General features: G+C 62.7%; 16 protein-coding genes. 3 read left to right on the top strand and 13 right to left on the bottom strand.

Going from position 1 to position 19,700, the window contains the following annotated elements:
• The first annotated feature begins 7 nt into the window (after positions 1-7).
• Positions 8-1,774, top strand: coding sequence for an AmmeMemoRadiSam system protein B (gene amrB / locus AC56QP_RS23290; RefSeq protein ID WP_497108994.1), 1,767 nt, complete (start codon positions 8-10; stop codon positions 1,772-1,774).
• 35 nt (positions 1,775-1,809) lie between these two features.
• Here the strand turns inward: amrB and AC56QP_RS23285 are convergent, their stop codons facing one another.
• Positions 1,810-3,624: an MORN repeat-containing protein gene (locus tag AC56QP_RS23285; RefSeq protein WP_489863312.1), complete on the bottom strand. Its 1,815-nt coding sequence runs from the start codon at positions 3,622-3,624 to the stop codon at positions 1,810-1,812.
• Positions 3,625-3,793: 169 nt separating this feature from the next.
• Positions 3,794-4,888 carry a trypsin-like serine peptidase gene (locus AC56QP_RS23280; RefSeq protein ID WP_489863313.1) on the bottom strand — a complete coding sequence of 365 codons (1,095 nt, stop codon included), beginning with the start codon at positions 4,886-4,888 and terminating at the stop codon, positions 3,794-3,796.
• A 399-nt stretch (positions 4,889-5,287) separates the two neighbouring features.
• Here AC56QP_RS23280 and AC56QP_RS23275 point away from each other — a divergent pair, with 399 nt between their 5' ends.
• Complete coding sequence (locus AC56QP_RS23275; protein ID WP_489863314.1) at positions 5,288-6,382, top strand: S1 family serine peptidase; 1,095 nt, start codon at positions 5,288-5,290, stop codon at positions 6,380-6,382.
• 78 nt (positions 6,383-6,460) lie between these two features.
• Here the strand turns inward: AC56QP_RS23275 and mgrA are convergent, their stop codons facing one another.
• From mgrA to AC56QP_RS23240, 7 genes are all read right to left on the bottom strand, one after another.
• A complete protein-coding gene (gene mgrA, locus AC56QP_RS23270; protein WP_489863315.1) occupies positions 6,461-7,507 on the bottom strand; it encodes an L-glyceraldehyde 3-phosphate reductase in 1,047 nt (348 codons plus the stop codon).
• 120 nt (positions 7,508-7,627) lie between these two features.
• A complete protein-coding gene (locus AC56QP_RS23265; protein WP_256751631.1) occupies positions 7,628-8,770 on the bottom strand; it encodes a Gfo/Idh/MocA family protein in 1,143 nt (380 codons plus the stop codon).
• An 11-nt stretch (positions 8,771-8,781) separates the two neighbouring features.
• The gene (locus tag AC56QP_RS23260; RefSeq protein ID WP_489863316.1) at positions 8,782-9,528 is read right to left on the bottom strand and encodes a sugar phosphate isomerase/epimerase family protein; all 747 of its coding nucleotides are present in this window, start codon (positions 9,526-9,528) and stop codon (positions 8,782-8,784) included.
• A gap of 40 nt (positions 9,529-9,568) precedes the next feature.
• On the bottom strand, positions 9,569-10,663 hold the full coding sequence (locus AC56QP_RS23255; RefSeq protein ID WP_489863317.1) for an ABC transporter ATP-binding protein: 1,095 nt from the start codon (positions 10,661-10,663) through the stop codon (positions 9,569-9,571).
• A 5-nt stretch (positions 10,664-10,668) separates the two neighbouring features.
• Positions 10,669-11,601, bottom strand: coding sequence for a carbohydrate ABC transporter permease (locus tag AC56QP_RS23250; protein ID WP_489863318.1), 933 nt, complete (start codon positions 11,599-11,601; stop codon positions 10,669-10,671).
• On the bottom strand, positions 11,598-12,485 hold the full coding sequence (locus tag AC56QP_RS23245; protein ID WP_256751635.1) for a carbohydrate ABC transporter permease: 888 nt from the start codon (positions 12,483-12,485) through the stop codon (positions 11,598-11,600). The genes AC56QP_RS23250 and AC56QP_RS23245 overlap by 4 nt, the downstream gene beginning before the upstream one ends.
• Before the next feature lie 81 nt (positions 12,486-12,566).
• Entirely contained in the window at positions 12,567-13,805 is a 1,239-nt protein-coding gene (locus AC56QP_RS23240) for an ABC transporter substrate-binding protein (RefSeq protein WP_489863319.1), read from the bottom strand.
• Between the two features lie 394 nt (positions 13,806-14,199).
• Between AC56QP_RS23240 and AC56QP_RS23235 the strand changes: the two genes are divergently transcribed.
• On the top strand, positions 14,200-15,252 hold the full coding sequence (locus AC56QP_RS23235) for a LacI family transcriptional regulator (RefSeq protein ID WP_489863320.1): 1,053 nt from the start codon (positions 14,200-14,202) through the stop codon (positions 15,250-15,252).
• A gap of 18 nt (positions 15,253-15,270) precedes the next feature.
• Here the strand turns inward: AC56QP_RS23235 and gnd are convergent, their stop codons facing one another.
• The 4 genes from gnd to AC56QP_RS23215 all read right to left on the bottom strand — a co-directional run bounded on the left by gnd (position 15,271) and on the right by AC56QP_RS23215 (position 19,654).
• Positions 15,271-16,698 (bottom strand): NADP-dependent phosphogluconate dehydrogenase, encoded by a 1,428-nt coding sequence (gnd, locus tag AC56QP_RS23230; protein ID WP_489863321.1) that lies wholly within the window; start codon positions 16,696-16,698, stop codon positions 15,271-15,273.
• Positions 16,699-16,864: 166 nt separating this feature from the next.
• Positions 16,865-18,502, bottom strand: coding sequence for a copper resistance CopC/CopD family protein (locus AC56QP_RS23225; protein WP_489863322.1), 1,638 nt, complete (start codon positions 18,500-18,502; stop codon positions 16,865-16,867).
• 52 nt (positions 18,503-18,554) lie between these two features.
• Entirely contained in the window at positions 18,555-19,073 is a 519-nt protein-coding gene (locus AC56QP_RS23220; protein ID WP_489863323.1) for a YcnI family copper-binding membrane protein, read from the bottom strand.
• A 29-nt stretch (positions 19,074-19,102) separates the two neighbouring features.
• Complete coding sequence (locus AC56QP_RS23215; RefSeq protein WP_489863324.1) at positions 19,103-19,654, bottom strand: copper chaperone PCu(A)C; 552 nt, start codon at positions 19,652-19,654, stop codon at positions 19,103-19,105.
• Positions 19,655-19,700: the final 46 nt, after the last annotated feature.

The following is a 19,700-nucleotide window of genomic DNA, read 5'->3' as shown; positions in this document are numbered from 1 at the left end:
GTTTCAAATGATGTGCCAATGGCGAAGAGAACAATCTCCCCCTTGCGGGGGAGATGTCCGGCAGGACAGAGGGGGTGCCTGGGCGAAGACCAGCATCCTGCTGATCTTCACAGTCACGCTCCTCACCTTCCTCCCCCTTCAAGCCTTCGCCAATCCCATCGTCTGCCCGCCAGGAACCGATAACTTTCCGATCTTCTACGACGACGCCACGCTGTTCAAGGATGCCATCGCCAGCGTCGCCACCGTCGAACCCTCCAATCAGCGCTTGACCGGCATCACTGTGCCGCATCATCTCCTGGCCGCCGACCTGGTGGCGCTGGGGTTCCGGGCAGCGTCCGGCTTCCGCTACAAGCGCATCGTCATCCTATCGCCAGACCACTTCCACAAGACGCACAAGCTTTACGCCACAACGCTGCGTGGTTTCGATACCGTGCTTGGTCCGGTCGCCACCGACACCAACGCCGTGCGCCTTCTGGAAACAAACAGCGACATGGTCGAGGAGTCCTGCCTGTTCGACAAGGAGCATGGCGTGCGCGCCATGCTCCCCTTCCTCCATCATTATTTTCCCGAGGCGAAAATCGTGCCCGTCGCGATGTCGGTCAAGGCGCGACGTGGCGACTGGGACAGGTTGGCAGAGGCTCTGAAGCCGATTGTCGACCAGGACACGCTGATCGTCGAATCGACCGATTTCTCGCACTATCTGCCCCAGCACAATGCACGCCGCTTCGACCAGCAGACGCTGAACATGCTGGCAGCCGGGTCGCTCGACGGCATCGCCGCGCTACGCCAGCCCGATCATGCCGATTCCGTCGGCGCGCTCTACATCCAGACCAGGCTGCAGCGCGAATTGTTCGGCACCCAGCCGCTCGTCGTCGCCAACGAAAACTCGCAGGAGCACACGTCGGACTATGTCGAGCGGACCACCAGCTATGTGGTGGCGCTGTTCGGCGCCTTCGGTCCAGGCTTCAACAACCCGGCACGGCCAAAGGACCGGATCTACTATCTCGCCGGAGACGTGAATTTCGGCCGCGCCATGAAGAAGATCCTGCTACGCGACGGGGTTGCCGACCGGATCGTCGACAGCGTGCTGACCCTGACCGGATCGCGGCCGCTGATCGTCAACCTCGAAGGCGTCGTCCTGCCCAACGTGCCGGAAGCGATCGACGACATGACGTTGGCGATGCCGCAAGGCCTGGCTGTCGACATGCTGAAGAGGCTGCATGTCGCCGGCGTCGGGCTGGCCAACAATCACGCTTACGATCTCGGCCCGTCAGGCTATGCCGAGACGCTGCGCGCCCTCGACGCAGCCGGCATTCCGCATTTCGGCCAGGGCGAGACGCTGGCGCTTGCCGATCTCGACCTTGTCGGCCTGACCGACATCGACACCAATGGTACGAAGAACACCGATTTGCTCACCCCGGCGCTGCTCGACCGGCTGCTGCACGAAAATGCCGAGCGGCCGGTGGTCGCCTTCGTCCACTGGGGCCGCGAATACAAGACCGAACCATCGGCGCGCGAAGACATGCTTGCCGACCAGATGCGGCTGCGTGGCGTATCAGTCATTGTCGGCGGCCATCCGCATGTGTCGAGCGAAGCGATCGTCCCGCTCGCCGGCGGCGATGTGGCGGAGGTCTATTCGCTTGGCAATTTCCTGTTCGACCAAAGTGCGGAACGGTCATCAGGATCGATGCTGGAACTGCGCATCTTCGCCCAGGGCACCATCTTCACAAGGCTCATTCCGTTGCCCAACTATTTCGAAATGGGACAGAAATAGTTACGCTTTGCGGGCCGGCTGAATATCAACTTACCCTAGCCGCAACCGACCATCTCCCGCGGCAAATAGCAGACCGCCGGTTCGGTCTTGGTCTCGAACAGCGACTGCTTCGGCCGGAAATAGAAGAAGCTCACCGGCTTGCTTTCGCGCACGCTGCCATCGGCGAAATGCGCGGCAATGCTGAAGCGGTGGATCGACGACATCGACGACCACATTTTCAGCCGCGCCGTGTAGGCGCTGACGTTCTTGTTGCCACGCACCGGCATGGCGATCGTATAGTCGTGCTTGCCGATCGGGAACTCGATGTTCTGGTAGCGCATCGCCTCGGGAGTACCACCCCCGCCATCGCCGCACTCGGCCATCGATTCCGGCGTCTCGAAAACCGCCATGGTCACGGAGGTCCTGAACGGCTCGCTCTGCTGGTAGACATGACCTTCGTCATCCGCCCAGGAATAGTCGAACTTACCGATCGCATTCAGCGTCATCGCCTGTTGCATGCTGCCGAGATAGTCGGCGACCTCACCGAACTTGATCTTGTTGGTAAGCTGGCTGCGGCAGACATTGAGACTGTCCACCGACGGACAGGGAAAACGCCCGGTCTCCAGGCTGGCCGTATCGACGCCCGCTTCAGTAAGCACGCTCTTGATCGACACGTCGACGCCCTCGCCGAAACTGCCGATGTCCTTGCTGAACATGCGGCTCGGGTCGCCAGTCGGGTTGCCTTCCACGTCCACGGTTGTGAACTGGATCGACATCTTCATGTCCTTGGCCCCGCCCCAGCCATTGTTGATGATGGAGAAATCCGGCCGGAAGCCGACGCAGCCGAAATGCTCCGATATCGACAGCATCGGTTTGCGGTAGGCGTCGCTGGCGGCGACCTTCATCTCCAGGCTGTCGAGCTTGACCCTGGACTGGTCTGACGTCTTCAGATCGACCTCGGCGAAGGCCGGCGTGTCCTCCCAGTCCGTGCTGCCATAGACATTGTTGGTGGTGACCTGCCCGGTGCCGTTCCAGCTGTCATTGTACTCATCCGACAGCGGATAGATCGCGATGTCCTCGTCGCGCACCAGATGCTGGTACTGCATGTCGGACTGCTGGGTCATGCGCTGGTCGACGACGACGCCGATCTCAACCTTGTCGGCATCGCCACCGCCGGCCTGCGCCTTGATGAGCCCGCCGATCCTGGCATCGGCCAGCACGTCGGGACGCGAGCCGCCGACCTCCCTGCCCATCACCCACTGCGACTCGTAAACCGTGCCGCCGGCCAGCCGAGTGTGGCCCTTGCCGTTCTTCAGGCCCTCGACGAATGAGCCTGCGAATATTTCACCAGTGGTCGACAGCAGCCGACCCTTGCCATTCGGGATGCCGTTGACGAACCGACCCTCATAGCGGTTGCCATCGGCATCGACATGGATACCGGTTCCATCGAGTGCGCCGGCGAGCCAATGCCCGTCGAAAACCTCGCCCGAACGCAGTTCGAGCCGGCCTTGCCCGTCGGGGCGGCCATTCCTGACGTCACCGAAGTAGCTGGAATAGATGGTCTTCGGATCGTAGTTCGCCGAGCCGCGCACACGCCAGACCAGCCGGCCCTTGCCGTTGATGGTGCCGTCCTCGGCGATCGTCCTGTCGGGCGACTGGCCCACCGCCGGCTCCCAGACGAAGTCGAGATTCTTTTCCGGATGGAAGTCCCATACCCGGACCGTCTTGCGCAGCACCGAGCGCGTCTCTGCCTGGTAGAGTATCTGCACCCGTTCCGCCCACGCACCGCCGGCGGGTGCGGCCGCCGGATCGGCGAAGGCTGGTGAAAGCATCAGCGCGGCCAGCATCGATGCGGCCGAGATCCCCAACACTGCCCTTGCCCGCCTCATCCCTTGAGCCCCTTCGGATGCCAACCCCTTGGCCGGTCAAGCGTAGTCGGCGGGCCAGCCTCGTGCAAGAGAAGCCGCAAAGGAAGCGCTGGCATGAAAAGGGCGGCGGAACTGGTCCGCCGCCCATGTCTCCACTGCGAATGCGCAAGGACTATTTATAGAGGCTGTTGATCCACTGGACGTTCGCGGCGTTCAGGCGCACGGCCGTATTCGCTTCCGGGCTTTCCGCCACGTTGACGCCGGTGATGATGCGCTGCTTGGAGCTGTTGTCGTAGGCATAGACCGAACTGCCGCTCGATCCCGGGAACGTATCGCAGTCATACTGGAAATATTCAGGGGCGATGTTCTCGGCATGAACCTCGCAGTTCGCTTTCCACATCGTGCCCATCGGCTTGTCGCCGGGATAGCCGACGAGGTTGGCGGTGAAGTCGCCAAGATCGTCATAATTGGCATAGCCCAGCCAGCCGAGGTTGGTGCCGACATCCTGCTTCAGCGTGATGATGCCGAGATCCCACGGGATGACCGAACCATAATAGCCCTGATAGTTGTCGATGAAGCCTTGCAGCACATAGGCGCTTTCATAGGTGAAGGCGCCGAACGGCGCGTCATCCGCGGTGCTGCCATTGAGGCCTGGAACGAACAGATATTCGGAGAGCCAGTCCTTGTCCTCATGGCTGTAGAGGCAGTGCGCCGCGGTGAGCACCGTGCGGGGGCCGATCAGCGTTGCCGAGCAGCTGCCGTAGCTGCCCGTCTTCGCCGATTTGGCTTCGAGATAGCCGATTGCCGAGAACGGATAGGTCTTGGTGTTCCTGACCTGCTCGCGATCGTCGGTGCCGAAAACCTGACGGCCGGCTTCGCCTTCGCCAAGCCCCGGATCCTCGGTCTTGCGCGGACCACCTTCAGCTCCATTGGCCGGCGCGTTCAGTTCCTTGATGATAAGGTCCCGCAGCGCTTCGCTCGGTTCGATCTTGATCTCCTTGCCATCGGCGGAACGTCCGACGATGCCATAGGATTTGACCGCCGTTGCCTCGTCGGCAAGCGGCGCGGCGCGGCTGTCTTCGTCAGTCAGCTTCGGTGGCGCGATTGGTTTTGCCCGCCCGGGCTTGTAGTCGCCTGAAGTCACGTCCCGCATGCTTTCGCCGTTGCCGGCATTGGCGGAGCCAGGGTCGGCGGCGAATACAGGGGCCGTCCACATCGCCGTGGAAAGCAATGCGGACGCAATGAGTGCGTTTGTCAGTTTTGTCATGGTGAGACTCTCCCAAAAGTCAGCAAGGACTGGATCAAAATACAGAAATATTGTCGAGATCGTGGTGACGCCGAAAAATGAGTTTCCCCCCGGCGTTCGGCCCGATCGTTGTTCTGCACGGTCATTTGAAGGCCCCCGCCAAAAAACGCCCGCGGCGATATACTGCCTAAAATAATCCAACATTGGCAATGACAAATCACTTCCACGTAGCCCGTGGGGGGCTATAGGGTTTGTGCGGGTTCTGCTCGCGGGCACGGTTAGCAAAAGTGGGATTCGGTTTTGTGACCGATCGCGCGCCAATTGAAAGTGGCACGCGTCCGGATCTCGAAACCGGCGCCGCCTTATTGCATCATGTCCCGGCGCCGGCCTGCACGGGAAAATGGTCTCAGGAGGGTTCAGGTGCACATCACAAGTCGGTTCGGGCCAATCGTTGCCGCTTCGCTGCTTGGCATCGCCGCTGCCGTTATATCAATCAACACCAGCCGGGCGGATGACATCGCCAGGCCCGAAGCGGCGGTCTCGCCGATGAAACGTGTCGCGGATGCCAGGGCCAAGGCAGCGGCGGAGAATCCCGAAGGCACCGACCGCGTCTATGGCGGCAACCAGGCCGAAAAGGGCGCCTACCCGTTCCAGGTCGCGCTGCTTACCACCGACAGGCTGGACGAGAACCCGGCCTCGCAGGCCAATGCACAATTCTGCGGCGGCAGCCTGATCGCGCCGCAATGGGTGCTGACCGCGGCGCACTGCCTCAACGACAAGGGCCAGCCGATTTCGCCAGACTCTGTCACCGTGCTGACCGGCGCCTCCGAGCTGAGCGAGGGCAAGCGCCACAAGGTGGTGGAGGTCATCGTCAACGAAGGCTACAGCGAGCAGACACTCGACAACGACCTCGGCCTGCTCCGGCTTGCCGAGCCGGCCGATGCACCGACCATCAAGCTTACCCATGAGGCTACCCCCGATACCGGCAAGACGACCGTCACCGGCTGGGGCAAGATGCAGGACGGGACCTTTCCCACCACGCTGATGGTTGCCGACCTCGACCTCCAGCCGAACAGCGCCTGCAACAGCGGCATCAAGGCCATCTATGCGCATGATCTGAAGGCAGCATTGGGCGATCTGTCCCACCGCATGCGCTACTCGGAAAAGGGCATCGAAGCCGCCGCCAATGCGATCGCCGCCGACATGACCGACCCGCTGACCAACAACATGATCTGCGCCGGCACCACCAGCGGCGTGCGCGACGCCTGCAATGGCGATAGCGGCGGCCCGCTGTTCATGACCGGCGCCGGCGGCCCGGTCCAGGTCGGCGTCGTCAGCTGGGGCGAAGGGCCGGCGGACGGAAGTGCTGCCTGCGGCCACAAGGACGCCTATGGCATCTACACGCGGCTGGCCAACTACACGAGCTGGATCGAGGCGAAGATGAAGACGTCGGCTCCGGCTCCGGAAAAGCCCAAGGTCGGGCTCGGCACTGCCCAGAAGCCGAAAACACCCTGAAAATACGGCCATTTCGCTTGTCTATCAAAACGGCGGGAGAAACTCCTGCCGTTTCGCTTTGCCGGCCAACCAAGAAGCCTATTTCCTCGGCGGGCCTTCGCGTTCGGCCGATGCCGCCCACAGATTGATGTCGGACTCGCGCGCGTAGGTATCGATCTCGGCGAGTTCGGCATCGCTGAAGTCGAGCACCTTGAGCGCGCCGACGCAGTCCTCGACCTGCTCCGGCCGGCTGGCGCCGATCAGCGCCGAGGTCACCTTGCCCTTGCGCAGCACCCAGGCTAGCGCCATCTGCGCCAGTGTCTGGCCGCGCTTGCCGGCAATGGCGTCGAGCGCCTTGATGTTGGCGATGGTCCTGTCATTGATAAACGCCGTCTTCAGCGACTTGCCCTGGGAGGCCCGGCTGCCCTGCGGGATGCCGCCGAGATATTTGTCGGTCAGCATGCCTTGCGCCAGCGGCGAGAACACGATGGAGCCGACGCCGAGCCCTTCCAGCGTATCGAGCAGGCCGTCCTCCTCGACCCAGCGGTTCAGCATCGAATAGCTCGGCTGGTGGATGACGCAGGGTGTGCCGAGCTGCTTCAGGATATCGGCGGCCTCGCGGGTGCGTTGCGAATTGTAGGACGAGATGCCGGCATAGAGTGCCTTGCCCGTGCGCACGGCATGATCGAGCGCTCCCATGGTTTCTTCCAGCGGCGTATCGGGATCGAAGCGGTGTGAATAGAAGATGTCGACATAGTCGAGCCCCATCCGCTTCAGGCTCTGGTCGAGGCTGGCCAGCATGTATTTGCGTCCGCCCCATTCGCCATAAGGGCCGGCCCACATCTCGTAGCCGGCCTTGGTCGAGATGATCATCTCATCGCGATAGCCGGCGAAATCGGTGCGCAGGATTTCGCCGAAAGCGGTCTCCGCCGAACCGGGCGGCGGACCGTAATTGTTGGCAAGGTCGAAATGCGTGATGCCAAGGTCGAAGGCCTTGCGGGCGATCGCCTGCTTGGTCTTGTGCGGCGTATCATTGCCAAAATTGTGCCACAGCCCAAGCGAGATCGCCGGCAGCTTCAGGCCGGAGCGACCACAACGGTTGTAGACCATGTTCTCGTAGCGGTTTTCTGCGGGGGTGTAGGGCATGGGAAATCCTCAGATGGAAGCGAGCCCGTCGGCTGCCACCGCGACAACGCGGCGAGTCGGCTCAGCCCCTCTCCCTTACCCTCTCCCCGCAGGAACGGGGAGAGGGAGGCGGCGCGTGGCCTATTTCTTCTTTGCCAGCAGTTCTTTGGCTTCCTTGACGCCAAGTGCGGCTGGCCGCTCGCATGTCGTCTGCATGGCGACGAACTTGCCGGTCTCGCCGGAGCGCAGCAGGCCGGTCATCACGTCGACGGCATGCAGCGCCAGTTCCATCGAGCAGCGGTGCGGCCGGCCTTCGGTAATCGCGAGCGCCATGTCGGCGAGGCCGGCGGTGCGGTAGTTCGCCATCATGCCTTGCGAATGCATCTCGTTGGGCACGCCGAACGGATGCTTCCATTTCGGCAGCTTCTTGACCGGCTTGCTGTCCTCGGTGAAGCGCACATCGCCACCGAAGAAGTTCGGATCCGGCACGAACACCGTGCCAGCCTCGCCATAGAGTTCCATCGGCGCATGGCCGTGGGCCCAGACATCCCAGCTTGTGTTCAGCGTCACCACGGCGCCGTTCTCGAATTCCAGCAGGCCATGGATGGTCGTCGGCGTGTTGACCGGGATCTTTTCGCCCGCGCGCGGCTTTGAACTGATGGTGCGCTCCTTGGCCGGCGTCGTCGCGAAGGCCGCGACCTGTTTCACCGGTCCGATCAGCTGGATCAGGTTGGTGATGTAATACGGTCCGATATCGAGCACCGGTCCCGCGCCAGGCTGGAAGAAGAAGTCGGGATTGGGGTGCCAGTGCTCCATGCCGTGGCCCATGACGTGGCACGTGCCGCTGGTGATCTTGCCGAGTTTTCCCTCGTCGATCAGCTCGCGGACCAGCTGATGCGCACCGCCGAGGAAGGTGTCGGGCGCCGAGCCGATGCGCAGCCCCTTCTTCTCCGCTCGCGCCTTGAGGTCCTGGCCTTCCTTGACCGACAGCACGAAAGGCTTTTCCGAATAGACGTGCTTGCCGGCGTCGAGCACCTGCTTCGACACCTCGTAGTGCACCGCCGGGATGGTCAGATTGACGATGATGTCGATGTCGTCGGCCTTCAACAATCCGTCGACTGTCTCGGCGCGCAGCTTGAACTCCTTTGCCCGCGCCCTGGCGGCATCCATGTTGATGTCGGCGCAGGCGCGCATCTCGATGCCGCGAAACAGCGGCGCCAGCGAAAAATACGCCTTCGAGATGTTGCCGCAGCCGATGACGCCGATACCCAGTTTCTTTGCCATGCTGATTGTTCCTAGTAGTTTTTTACGGTTGCGATCGAACGGCGGGCGAAGCGCTCGATGTCGTTCGGGTTGTCCTGTTCCATGACAAAGTACTTGGCGGCGCTCTTGGCGCGCAGCACCTTGATCAGGCCTGCCCAGTCGATGGTGCCGTGGCCGACATCCGACCAGCCATCCTCGTCCAGGCCCTCGCCGGGCTTGGCGATGTCCTTGACGTGAATGGCGCTGATGCGCTTGCCGTGTTTCTCGATCCAGGGCAGCGGATCGTCGCCGCCGCGCACCACCCAGGCGACGTCCATCTCCCAGCCGATGTCAGGCGCGGAGGACAGGATATGGTCCTGTGGCACCGATCCGTCGGCAAGTTTCTTGAACTCGAAATCATGGTTGTGCCAGGCAAAGCCGTAGCCGGCCTTTTTCGCGGCGGCGCCGACCTTGGCCAGGCGTTCGCCAAAGCCGCGCCAGCCGGCGACGTCGGATGGCCGCTGGTCGGGCATCAGAAAGGGACAGATGAGCAGCGTGATGCCAAGCGCGTCGGCAGTTTTGCGCACACCGTCGAAATCCTTCTCGAGCGCATCGATCGAGAAATGTCCGGTCGGCATGGCGAGGCCATTCTTGTCGAGTTCGGCGCGGAAGGCCTTGGGATCGTCATAGACGCCGCCGAAGCCTTCAACCTCGGTGTAGCCGAGCTTGCCGAGCGTGTTGAGCACGCCTTCCCAGGGCTGGAAATTGCGGGCGCTGTACAGTTGGAATGACCAGTTCATCGTCTCTGTCCGTTCTGCTTGGGGATGGTGGGTCTTGGGGCTACATGCGGTTGCCGGATTGGCTGTCGAACAGCGAGGCGCGGGCGGGATCGAAGCCGATCCGGATTGGCTCGCCATTGCGCAGCGTCTTTTCCGCCTCGACGCGGAAGGAGAAATTGTGGCCTCCGAGCTTCGTCCACACCAGCGTGTCGGAGCCCATCGGCTCGACGATCTCGACGGCGGCATCGGTGGCAAAGGGCATGGTGTTGGCCGCCTCGCCAAAGGCGACGTGCTCGGGCCGGATACCGAAAACGCAAGGCCCGCCGCTGTTGCCTGCCGCGTCGAAAGCGTAGCGGTCGAGCGGTATGGAGACATCTCCGGTCTTGAAAGCAGTGCCGGCCGACACCTGCCCGTCGATGAAATTCATCGCCGGCGAACCGAGGAAGCCGGCGACGAAGCGGTTGACCGGGCGGTTGTAGATGGTCTGCGGCGCATCGAGCTGCTGGATGACCCCGCCTTTCATGACTGCAATACGGTCGGCCAGCGTCATCGCCTCGATCTGGTCGTGGGTGACGTAGATCATGGTGTTCTGCAGCTTACGGTGCAGCAGCTTTATCTCGACACGCAGTTCGGCGCGCAGCTTGGCATCGAGATTGGACAGCGGCTCGTCGAACAGAAACACGTCGACATCGCGCACCAGCGCGCGCCCGATTGCCACGCGCTGGCGCTGGCCGCCGGAGAGCGCCGCCGGCTTGCGTTGCAGCAGCGGCTCGATCTGCAGGATTTCGGCGGCCCGCGCGATCCGCTTGGCAATCTCGTCCTTCGGTGTGCCGGCGACGCGCAGGCCGAAGGACAGGTTCTTCTCCACTGTCATCTGCGGATAGAGCGCATAAGACTGGAACACCATGCCGATGCCGCGGTCCTTGGGCTCTTCCCAGGTGACGTTCTTGCCCTTGATGAAGATGCGGCCTTCCGAGACATCGAGCAGGCCGGCGATGCAGTTGAGCAAGGTCGACTTGCCGCAGCCGGAGGGCCCGAGCAGCACGATGAATTCGCCATCGGCGACATCGAGATTGAGCGTCTCCAGGACGGTCACCGCACCGAAATTCAGCGACAGGTTCTGGATCGAAACGCTGGTGCCGTTGGCTGCCGTCATCGCCATCACCCTTTCACCGCGCCGGCGGCGATACCGCGGACGAAAAGCTTGCCGGAAATGAAATAGACGATAAGCGGCACAAGCCCGGTCAGGATGGTGGCGGCCATGTTGACGTTGTACTCCTTCACGCCTTGCACCGAGTTGACGATGTTGTTGAGCTGCACCGTCATCGGATAGGTGTCGGGCCGGGTGTAGACGACGCCGAACAGGAAGTCGTTCCAGATGCCGGTCACCTGCAGGATGATGGCGACGACGAAGATCGGCAGTGACATCGGCAGCATGATGCGCAGGAAGATGCCCCAGAAGCCGGCGCCGTCGACACGCGCCGCCCTGAACAGCTCTTCCGGCATGGAGGAAAAATAGTTGCGAAACAGCAACGTTAGGATCGGCATGCCGAAAATGGAATGGACGATCACCAGCCCGCTGAGGCTACCGTAGAGGCCGATCTCGCGCAGGATGATGACGATCGGATAGATCATCACCTGGTAGGGAATGAAGGCACCGACGATCAGGATGATGAAAAAGGTGTCGGCGCCCTTGAAGCGCCAATTGGCCAGCGCGTAGCCGTTCACCGAGGCAATGGCGATCGACAGCAGCACCGACGGCACGGTGATGCGCACCGAATTCCAGAAGCCGCGCGAAAGCCCGTCGCAGTTGAGTCCGGTGCAGGCCGTCGACCAGGCCTTGACCCACGGCTCGAAGGTGATTTCGAGGGGCGGGGAGAAGATGTTCCCAAGCCGGATTTCCGGCATGCCCTTGAGCGAAGTGACGACCATCACATAGAGCGGCAACAGGTAGTAGGCCGCGATGACAAAGAGTGTGCCGTAGAGGAAAATGTTACGGCGCGAAAACATGCGGCGCGGTTTTGGGCCGTAGGGCCCGGCGACGTACTGGCTGGCGGCAGCGATTGCTGGAGCAGTGGTGTTTGCCATACTCATTTGCGCCGCCCGAATTCGAGATAGGCCCATGGCACGATGACGATCACCACCGAGAGCAGCATCATGGTCGAGGCGGCAAAACCCTGGCCGAGATTCTGGGCGAAGAACATGTAGTCATACACGTACTTGGCCGGCACCTCGGAGGCGATGCCCGGGCCGCCGCTGGTCTGGGCCACGACGAGGTCATAGACCTTGACGATGCCTGAGGCGATGATGACGAGCGTGGTGATGAAGACCGGCCTCATCATCGGGATGACGATGAACAGATAGGTCTTCCACATCGGTATTCCGTCCACCCGCGCGGCCTTCCAGATGTCCTCGTCGATGCCACGCAGGCCGGCCAGCATCAGGCACATGATGAGCCCGGTGCCCTGCCACAGTGCCGCGATCGATATGCCGTAGATGACGATGCTGGAATTGTAGAGCGGGTCGAAGCTGAAGCTCTCCCAACCCAGCCCCCGCACAACATGCTGGATGCCGAAATCCGGATTGAGCAGCCACTGCCAGACAAGGCCGGTGACGATGAAAGAGAGCGCAAAGGGATAGAGGAAGATGGTCCGGAACGTGTCCTCGAAGCGGATCTTCTGGTCGAGCAGCGCGGCAAGCAGGAAGCCGATGACGAGTGAGAAAACCAGCGAGATCGCGCCGTAGATCAGAAGGTTCTCGATCGAGATCAGCCAGCGCGGCGTCACCCACAACCTGTAATACTGGTCGAGCCCGACGAAATTCAGCCGCGGCAAGAGCTTCGAATTGGTGAAGGAATAGAGCACCGTCCAAAGAGTACCGCCGACGAAAACCACCCCTGCGGTGAGGATCATCGGGATCGAGGCGACCTTCGCATTGAGGTTGCGGAACAGCGGGTTGGGGCGTTCGCTCTTGCTCATCTCGTCAGCCGGCTGGGTAAGGGCGGTGTAGTCCCGGCCTTGCGTTCGCAAGGCCGGGACCGAGGTGGGTTGCCTCCAACGTCAGTCTGCCGACGCGATGAGGTCGGCGAAGCGCTTCTGCGCGTCTTCCACTGTCAGCTCCGGCTTGGCGAAGAATTCGGAGAAAAGATCTTCCTTCTGCTTCTGGGTGTCCTGCGAGAGCAACTGGTCCGTCCATGGTATGACGGCGCCCTTGGCGAGGATGGCGAGGCCCTTCTTCATGCAGTCGTTGGCCGCATTGACATCGACGTCGCCGCGCACCGGCAGCGAGCCCTTCTTCAGGTTGAAGGCGACCTGCGTCTTGGGATCGAGCAGCGTCTGGGCCAGCACTTCCTGCGCCTTGGCCTTGTCGGCATCCTTGAGCAGCGGGAAGTAGAAGGCGTCGCCGCCGGTGGCGATAACTTCGTTCAGCCCAAGGCCCGGCAGGCAGGTATAATCCTTGCCGGCGGTCTTGCCGGCAACCTGAAACTCGCCTTGCGCCCAGTCACCCATGATCTGGCCACCGGCCTTGCCGGTAATGACCATGTTGGTGGCCTGGTTCCAGTCCTGCACATTGGTGTTCTTTGCCATCTTGCGGGCATCGTCCGCGGCCTTGAAAACCTTGGCGACTTCGGGTCCGGCGGCGAATTTGGCGTCCTTGTCCTTGTAGACCTTGAGGAAGGCATCCGAGCCGCCAACCGCCGCAAGCAGCACATCGAAGGCGCCGGACGATTGCCATGCCTGCCCGCCGACGGCGAGCGGGACGATACCTACCTTCTCCAGCGCGGGGGCGGCGGCCACGAATTCATTCCAATTCTTCGGCACCGGCACGCCGGCCTTCTGGAAAGCCTCGTTCGACAGCCATAGCCACTGCCAGGAATGGATGTTGACGGGCACGCAATAGATCTTGCCGTCGATGGTGCAGCTGTCGAGCAGGCTCTTCGGTCGCACGATCTCCGTCCACTTGCCCTTGGTGGCGACGTCGGTGAGGTCGCGCATCAGACCGGCCTGCACCAGCTCTTCAGCCTGGCGGCCGTGGTTGAACTGGGTGGCGCCCATCGGATCGCCGCCGGTGATGCGGCTGATCATGATCGGCCGCGCCGTGCCGCCGGAACCGGCGATGGCGCCATCCACCCAGTGATTGCCGGTTGCGTCGAAAGCCTTGGCGAGTTCCGCGACCGCCGCCGCCTCGCCGCCAGAAGTCCACCAGTGGGTGACTTCCAGATCGGTCGCGGCAACCGGACCGGCGAACTGCAGGGCAGCCGTCGCGGCCAGCGCAGCGGTCAAAAGTTTATATCGCATTTCGGTTCCTCCCAGAATCTGAAACGTTACAGATTTTCGATACGGCAATTGCGTGGGCTGCGCAACCCCATGAACGAAACGAGCTCGACATTTTTTCGGGCCGCGAACAAATTCGCGCGAACGGCAATCACTATGTGCACCGCAACATGCTCGCTGCAGTGCAAAACGCCGGAATGGCGCGTGAAATCCGGGAAGGAGCGTGATTTCTTCTGGAATCCCAATGGGTTTCGCACAGGAGCCGTCCCGTCGCGACAGGCGGTCGGCATCTCGATATTGGCAATCTGTAACGTTTCAGTATATCTAGATTCTACCAGGGCTGGAGCGCATGTCGTATCGCAGGGGCGGTGATTGCCGACCTGCCCGGCGGCTGCTATGCGCCTGACGGGCGGGACGAATGGACAAACAGCGCAGGGACAAGAAGGAAGGGGCGTCGACGCAGGGGCGACCGACGCTGAAGACGCTTGCCTTCATGACAGGGCTCGGCGTCACCACCGTGTCGCGCGCCTTGAAGGATGCACCGGAAATCGGCGCCGAAACCCGGCGACGCGTGCAGCTGGTGGCCAAGCAGATCGGTTATCGGCCGAACCGCGCCGGCGTGCGCCTGCGCACCGGCAGGACCAACGTCATCAGCCTCGTGCTCAACACCGATCGCGAGATCATGAGCTTCGTCTCGGACATCATCTATGGCGTTTCGGAAGTACTCGCCGAAACGCCCTATCACCTGATCGTCACGCCCTATTCCCGCTCCCAGGACCCGATGGAGCCAATCCGCTATCTCGTCGAGACCGGCTCTGCCGATGGCGTGATCATCTCACGCACCCAGCCGAACGATCCGCGCGCCCGCTACATGCTGGAGCACGGCATGCCTTTTGCCACGCATGGCCGCACTGACATGGGTGTCGTCCACCCCTACCACGACTTCGACAACCATGCTTTCGCGATCGAGGCCGTGCGTCGGTTGGCGAGCATGGGCCGGCGCAAGCTCGCGCTTCTGTCACCGCCGCCCGGGCTGACCTATTACAGCCACACGCTGAACGGGTTTGCCGATGCGCTGAGCGAGGTCGGCGCCAGCGAAATCCCGTTCAACACCGTTTCGATCGATCATTCGATCGAGCAGATAAGGAGCCGGACCGCGCAACTGATGCGCCGTGAAAACCGGCCGGACGGTTTTGTCAGCAGCGCCGCCGCCGCGACACTCGCCATCGTCGCCGGCATCGAGGATGCCGGCCTCAAGCTCGGCCGCGACGTCGATGTGGTGTCCAAGCAGTCGTCGGACCTTTTGCACCTGTTCCGGCCGGAACTGCTCGTCGTCAACGAGAACTTCCGGCTGGCGGGCTCCGAACTCGCCCGCTCCGTGCTCGGCTGGATCGGCGGCGCCGCGCCCGGCTCGCTGCAGTCGCTCAGCTTGCCAGGCGAGGTGCTGGCCTATCAGCGTCCAGTCGACTGATCTGGTCCGACGCCCTGATCAGCCAGTCGCGCCACTGCCCCACGGACCATGGAACGCGCCCGGCCCGTCGATGCGCTCGAAGCCATGCGCGCCGAAGAAATCACGCTGCGCCTGGATCAGATTGGAGGTGCCGCGTCCCTGGCGATAGCTGTCGAAATAGGCAAGTGCCGAAGACAGCGCCGGCACCGGAGCACCGGCCTCGGATGCTCTTGCCACGACGCGCCGCAGCGACGGATGCGCTTCCTGCATCATGGCGATGAAGGCTGGGGCCATCAACAGATTGGTCGAAGCGCTGCCCTTGCCGAAGGCCTCGGCCATGGTGTCGAGCAGTTGCGAACGAATAATGCAGCCGGCTCGCCAGATCTTGGCGATGGTTGGCATCGGCAGGTTCCAGTTGAACTCCTTGGATGCGCCGCTCATAACCGCGAAACCCTGCGCATAGGCGGCGATCTTGCCGGCGAACAGCGCCAGTTCAAGGTCTTTCAGCAGCGCGTCCTTGTCGCCCGAAATCTTCGCCACGCCGACATTGCCATAGGCTTTTTCCGCCGCCAGGCGTTCGTCCTTGATCGACGACAGAACGCGTGCCGCCACCGCCGCCTCGATCGCCGTCGCCGGAATGCCGAGCTGCTGCGCCTCGATGACAGACCATTTGCCGGTGCCTTTCTGGCCGGCGCGGTCGAGGATGATGTCGACCACCGGCTTGCCGGTCTTCGCATCGTCCGCGGCCAGCACCTTGGCGGTGATCTCGATCAGGTAGGAGTTGAGCCGGCCCCTGTTCCAGTTGGAAAACACCGTGCCGATGTCCTTCGGCCCCATGCCGAGGCCGTCGCGCAGGATGCCGTAGATTTCGGCGATCATCTGCATGTCGGCATATTCGATGCCGTTGTGGATGGTCTTGACGAAATGCCCGGCGCCGTCGGTGCCGAGCCATGCCGCGCAGGGTTCATCCTTGAACTTGGCGGAAATGGCGGTCAGCACTTTCTCGACGCGCTTCCAGCTCTCTTCGGTGCCGCCGACCATGATCGACGGTCCGTGGCGCGCGCCCTCCTCGCCGCCGGAAACACCCATGCCGATAAAGGTGAGGTCTGAACCGGAAAGTTCGGAGAAGCGCCGCATTGTGTCGCGGAAATTGGCGTTGCCGGCGTCGATGACGATGTCATTGGCCGACAGCACGCCACGCAAAGCCGCGATCTGCTCGTCGACCGGCTTGCCGGCCAGCACCATGATGATGATGGGGCGCGGCGGCCGGATCGCCGCGGCGAGCTCTTCCAGGCTGTAGCAAGGCACCACCATCTCCTTCAGCGCGCCGGCATTCTCGACGAAAGCGTCGGTGCGTGCCCTGGTGCGGTTGAAGACGGCGATGCGGTGGCCATGCTCGGCAATGTTGAGCGCCAGGTTGGAGCCCATCGTGCCAAGGCCGATCAGGCCGATTTCGGCTTTTTCCATCGTTTCTTCCCTGCTTTCGGATCTTGTTGGTTCGAGCTCGCGATTTGCGCGGATGCCCATTCTTGGCGAGATGATTGACGGGCCTTTCGGGTCACGTCAACCGCCTCGCCGAATTGTGTTGCCCGGATTGTGGGGCCGGCTCGTGCCAACGCCTGGCAGTCCGGCTCTACGGCCTGATGTCTACAGGCGCTTCGATCTTCACCATCTCGAAGTCCGAGACCAGGATATCGATGCGTACCGTCCACTTGCCGGGGACCGGGATGACGAGGTTGTCGACACGCCAGCTGCCGTCGCCGGGCTTGGTCGCGGCGCGCTTCAGCGGCTCGATGCCGGAATCCGGTTTTGAAAGCACCAGCGTCACCTCCTTGGCGTCGAGCGGCCCGAAATCGCCGGTCATGATGATCAGCGAGGCAACGACCGGCCCGGCGTGGCCGGGCGTGATGCTGAGATCGGCCATCGCCTTCAGCGCGTGAATGTGGACCGAGGCGGGTTGCGCCGCCGCGATCGCCAGTGCCCGTGGCGGCGGCGTGAAGCGCCATCCCGCGGCAACGCCGAAGATCGCCAGCACGATCAGCATTTCGACGCCGATCGAGCGAGACAGCCTGCGTTGCACTTCCGTCGCTCCCGCCTCGGCCGACGCCGTGAGTTTCCAGCGGTTGACGGCGGCGAGCGTGAACAGGAAGACCAAAAGCCCGAGCTTGATCAGCAACAGCCGGCCATAGGCGGTATCGACCAGCGCTGTGGGTGTCTGCACCTGGATGATGGCAAGCATGATGCCGGCGGCCGCAAGCACGGCCACCACAGGCAGGATCAGCCAAGAAAACCGGCGAAGGAATGGCACGGCTTCGGCCGATTGACCCTTCAGCGCCAGGCCGAGCGGCATCAACGCGCCAGCCCAGAAAGCGATGCCGACACCATGCAGGAACACCATCGGCCGCGTCAGCCATTGAGGTTCGGCGGCACTGGCGTGGCCGCTTGCGGCAAGCGCGGCACCCACGCCGGCCAGCCCTGCCAGGGCGAATGGCTTGGCGGTCGCGCGCGGCCCGACCAGCGACAGCAGGCCGAGGCCGAGCGCCATCAGCGCAATCAGCACCGTCCAGCCGAAACTGGTGCCGAGCCCGGTCCGCCAGATGACCGGCTGCGCCAGATGCGAGAGCGGTGCCCCGAGTGCATCCAACCCCTGCAGGCCGAGCGACAAGGATGCCGCGACCAGCCCGCACGGGATGGCAGCGATGACGAAACGCCGACCGGCCTGTCCGCCCCGGGCCAACCAGGCGAAGGCGAAGGCGCCACCGACGCCAAGGAAAAGGCCGATGTAGAGAAAGACCTTGCCGACCCAGATTGCCGAGCGCAACTGCCAGTCGACAAATTCGGGCACGGCGGGCGGCGCGCTTGGCGCGCCCATGGAAAACAGCAGCGAACCGCCGACCGGATGACCGTCGGCGGAAATGACCCGCCAGCTCAGCACATGCGTACCGGACCCAAGGGTCTGCGGATTGTCGATCTCGACCGTCTGGTCGCCGAGACGGAAGGATGTCAGTGCAACCGGCGTGCCGTCGGGCTTCACCAGCGTCAGCACCAGCGGCGACACCGGCTCGCTGAAGGTCAAAGAGAACCGTGCCGGAGCCTGCGCCAGCACCGCGCCGTCGGCTGGATCTGTCTTGATCAGGGCGGCATGGGCAAAGGCCCGGTCCGGCATCAGTGTCGCGGCAAGCAGCAGAAATCCAAGCAGCAGGCCAGCAGCCAGCCGGCCGACGCCACGGCCGGTGGTGCAGGCCTGCTCCAGGACAAATGCCGCGTTCATGTCATCACCCCTGAAAGAGCGGCGCGCTCCGATCCGGAGCGCGCCGCCAAAATCATTTCTTGGGCAACAGCTTGATGCCGGGTGCCGGGTACTCCAGCGCATCTTCATCCTGGCCGGCCGCCGGGATCTCGATCCAGCGATCGGCGACGCCATCGCATTCCTGCACCACCGGGAAGTAGAGTTTTTCACCCGCCGGCAGATCCGCGGTCAACTGTGCACGGAAGACGAACTCGTCGTAGAATTCATCCGGCAGGCTGCCGCCGCTCCAATCGACTTCCTTCACCCCATCGGTCACCGCCTGGCCGTAGAGCTGGTAGGATTTTTCGTATTTGCCCTTCTTGGCCTGCAATGTCCAACCCGGCTTAGGCATCGGCTTCACCGCGATCACCCCTTCTGGGATCTGTACCCGCACCGCGGTCGTCGCCTTGCCGTCGCAGCCATGCGGCACGCGCAGGATTGCCTTGTAGGTCGAGCCGACCGCGGCTTCCTGGGTTTCGAGCGTTATGTGCGCGAAGGCGGCACTTGTCCCCAGCACGAAAAGCGCGCCAGCCGACAAAAGATACTTGTTCATGATGGTCCCTCTGAAACTTGCTGGCGCGATCAATTGGCGTGGTCGTCCATGCCACCCATCTCGCCCATGCCTTCGACGGCGAAATCGACGCTGACCGTGCCAGCCTTTTCGAAAGTCAGCGTGGCGGAAAATTTCTCGCCTTGCTTGGGTTGCCGCTTCAGTCCGATGAACATCAGGTGATAGCCGCCAGGCGCAAGGGCCACCTTGCCGCCAGCCGGAATTTCCAGGCCGCCGGCAACCGGCCGCATCGTCATGACACCGTCCTTCACCGCCATCTCATGCAGCTCGGCCTTGTCCGAAACATCGGAGGAAATCGACAGCAGCCGGTCCGGCGCACTGCCATTGTTGGTGATGGTGAAATAGCCGCCGGCCACCTTGGCACCGGCCGGCGTGGCGCGCGACCAGGGATGCCCGATCTCGAGATCGCCGACCTTGAACTCATGCGCCAGGACAGTGGGGGCGCCGGCGAACAACAGGGCAAAAGCCAGCACGGCAATGCCGAGACGCTCCTCGAAGCTACGCAGGAAGAATCTGTTGCGGCCGAGCGTAGGCCGCGCCGCGGTAAGGAAAAAATAGGACATGGTTGCTCCATGAAGGGATGATCGCGCCGGTACCGGTCGCGAGCAG

It is taken from the genome of Mesorhizobium sp. RCAM 05104 (assembly GCF_059683645.1).
This window is presented reverse-complemented; position numbering and strand designations above follow the sequence as displayed.

Bases quoted from the DNA above. Each gene is read 5' to 3' on its own strand.
- amrB (WP_497108994.1), top strand. From the start codon at position 8: ATGATGTGCCAATGGCGAAGAGAACAATCTCCCCCTTGCGGGGGAGAT.
- AC56QP_RS23280 (WP_489863313.1), bottom strand. From the start codon at position 4,888: ATGACAAAACTGACAAACGCACTCATTGCGTCCGCATTGCTTTCCACG.
- mgrA (WP_489863315.1), bottom strand. From the start codon at position 7,507: ATGCCCTACACCCCCGCAGAAAACCGCTACGAGAACATGGTCTACAAC.
- AC56QP_RS23265 (WP_256751631.1), bottom strand. From the start codon at position 8,770: ATGGCAAAGAAACTGGGTATCGGCGTCATCGGCTGCGGCAACATCTCG.
- AC56QP_RS23260 (WP_489863316.1), bottom strand. From the start codon at position 9,528: ATGAACTGGTCATTCCAACTGTACAGCGCCCGCAATTTCCAGCCCTGG.
- AC56QP_RS23255 (WP_489863317.1), bottom strand. From the start codon at position 10,663: ATGACGGCAGCCAACGGCACCAGCGTTTCGATCCAGAACCTGTCGCTG.
- AC56QP_RS23250 (WP_489863318.1), bottom strand. From the start codon at position 11,601: ATGAGTATGGCAAACACCACTGCTCCAGCAATCGCTGCCGCCAGCCAG.
- AC56QP_RS23245 (WP_256751635.1), bottom strand. From the start codon at position 12,485: ATGAGCAAGAGCGAACGCCCCAACCCGCTGTTCCGCAACCTCAATGCG.
- AC56QP_RS23240 (WP_489863319.1), bottom strand. From the start codon at position 13,805: ATGCGATATAAACTTTTGACCGCTGCGCTGGCCGCGACGGCTGCCCTG.
- AC56QP_RS23235 (WP_489863320.1), top strand. From the start codon at position 14,200: ATGGACAAACAGCGCAGGGACAAGAAGGAAGGGGCGTCGACGCAGGGG.
- gnd (WP_489863321.1), bottom strand. From the start codon at position 16,698: ATGGAAAAAGCCGAAATCGGCCTGATCGGCCTTGGCACGATGGGCTCC.
- AC56QP_RS23225 (WP_489863322.1), bottom strand. From the start codon at position 18,502: ATGAACGCGGCATTTGTCCTGGAGCAGGCCTGCACCACCGGCCGTGGC.
- AC56QP_RS23220 (WP_489863323.1), bottom strand. From the start codon at position 19,073: ATGAACAAGTATCTTTTGTCGGCTGGCGCGCTTTTCGTGCTGGGGACA.
- AC56QP_RS23215 (WP_489863324.1), bottom strand. From the start codon at position 19,654: ATGTCCTATTTTTTCCTTACCGCGGCGCGGCCTACGCTCGGCCGCAAC.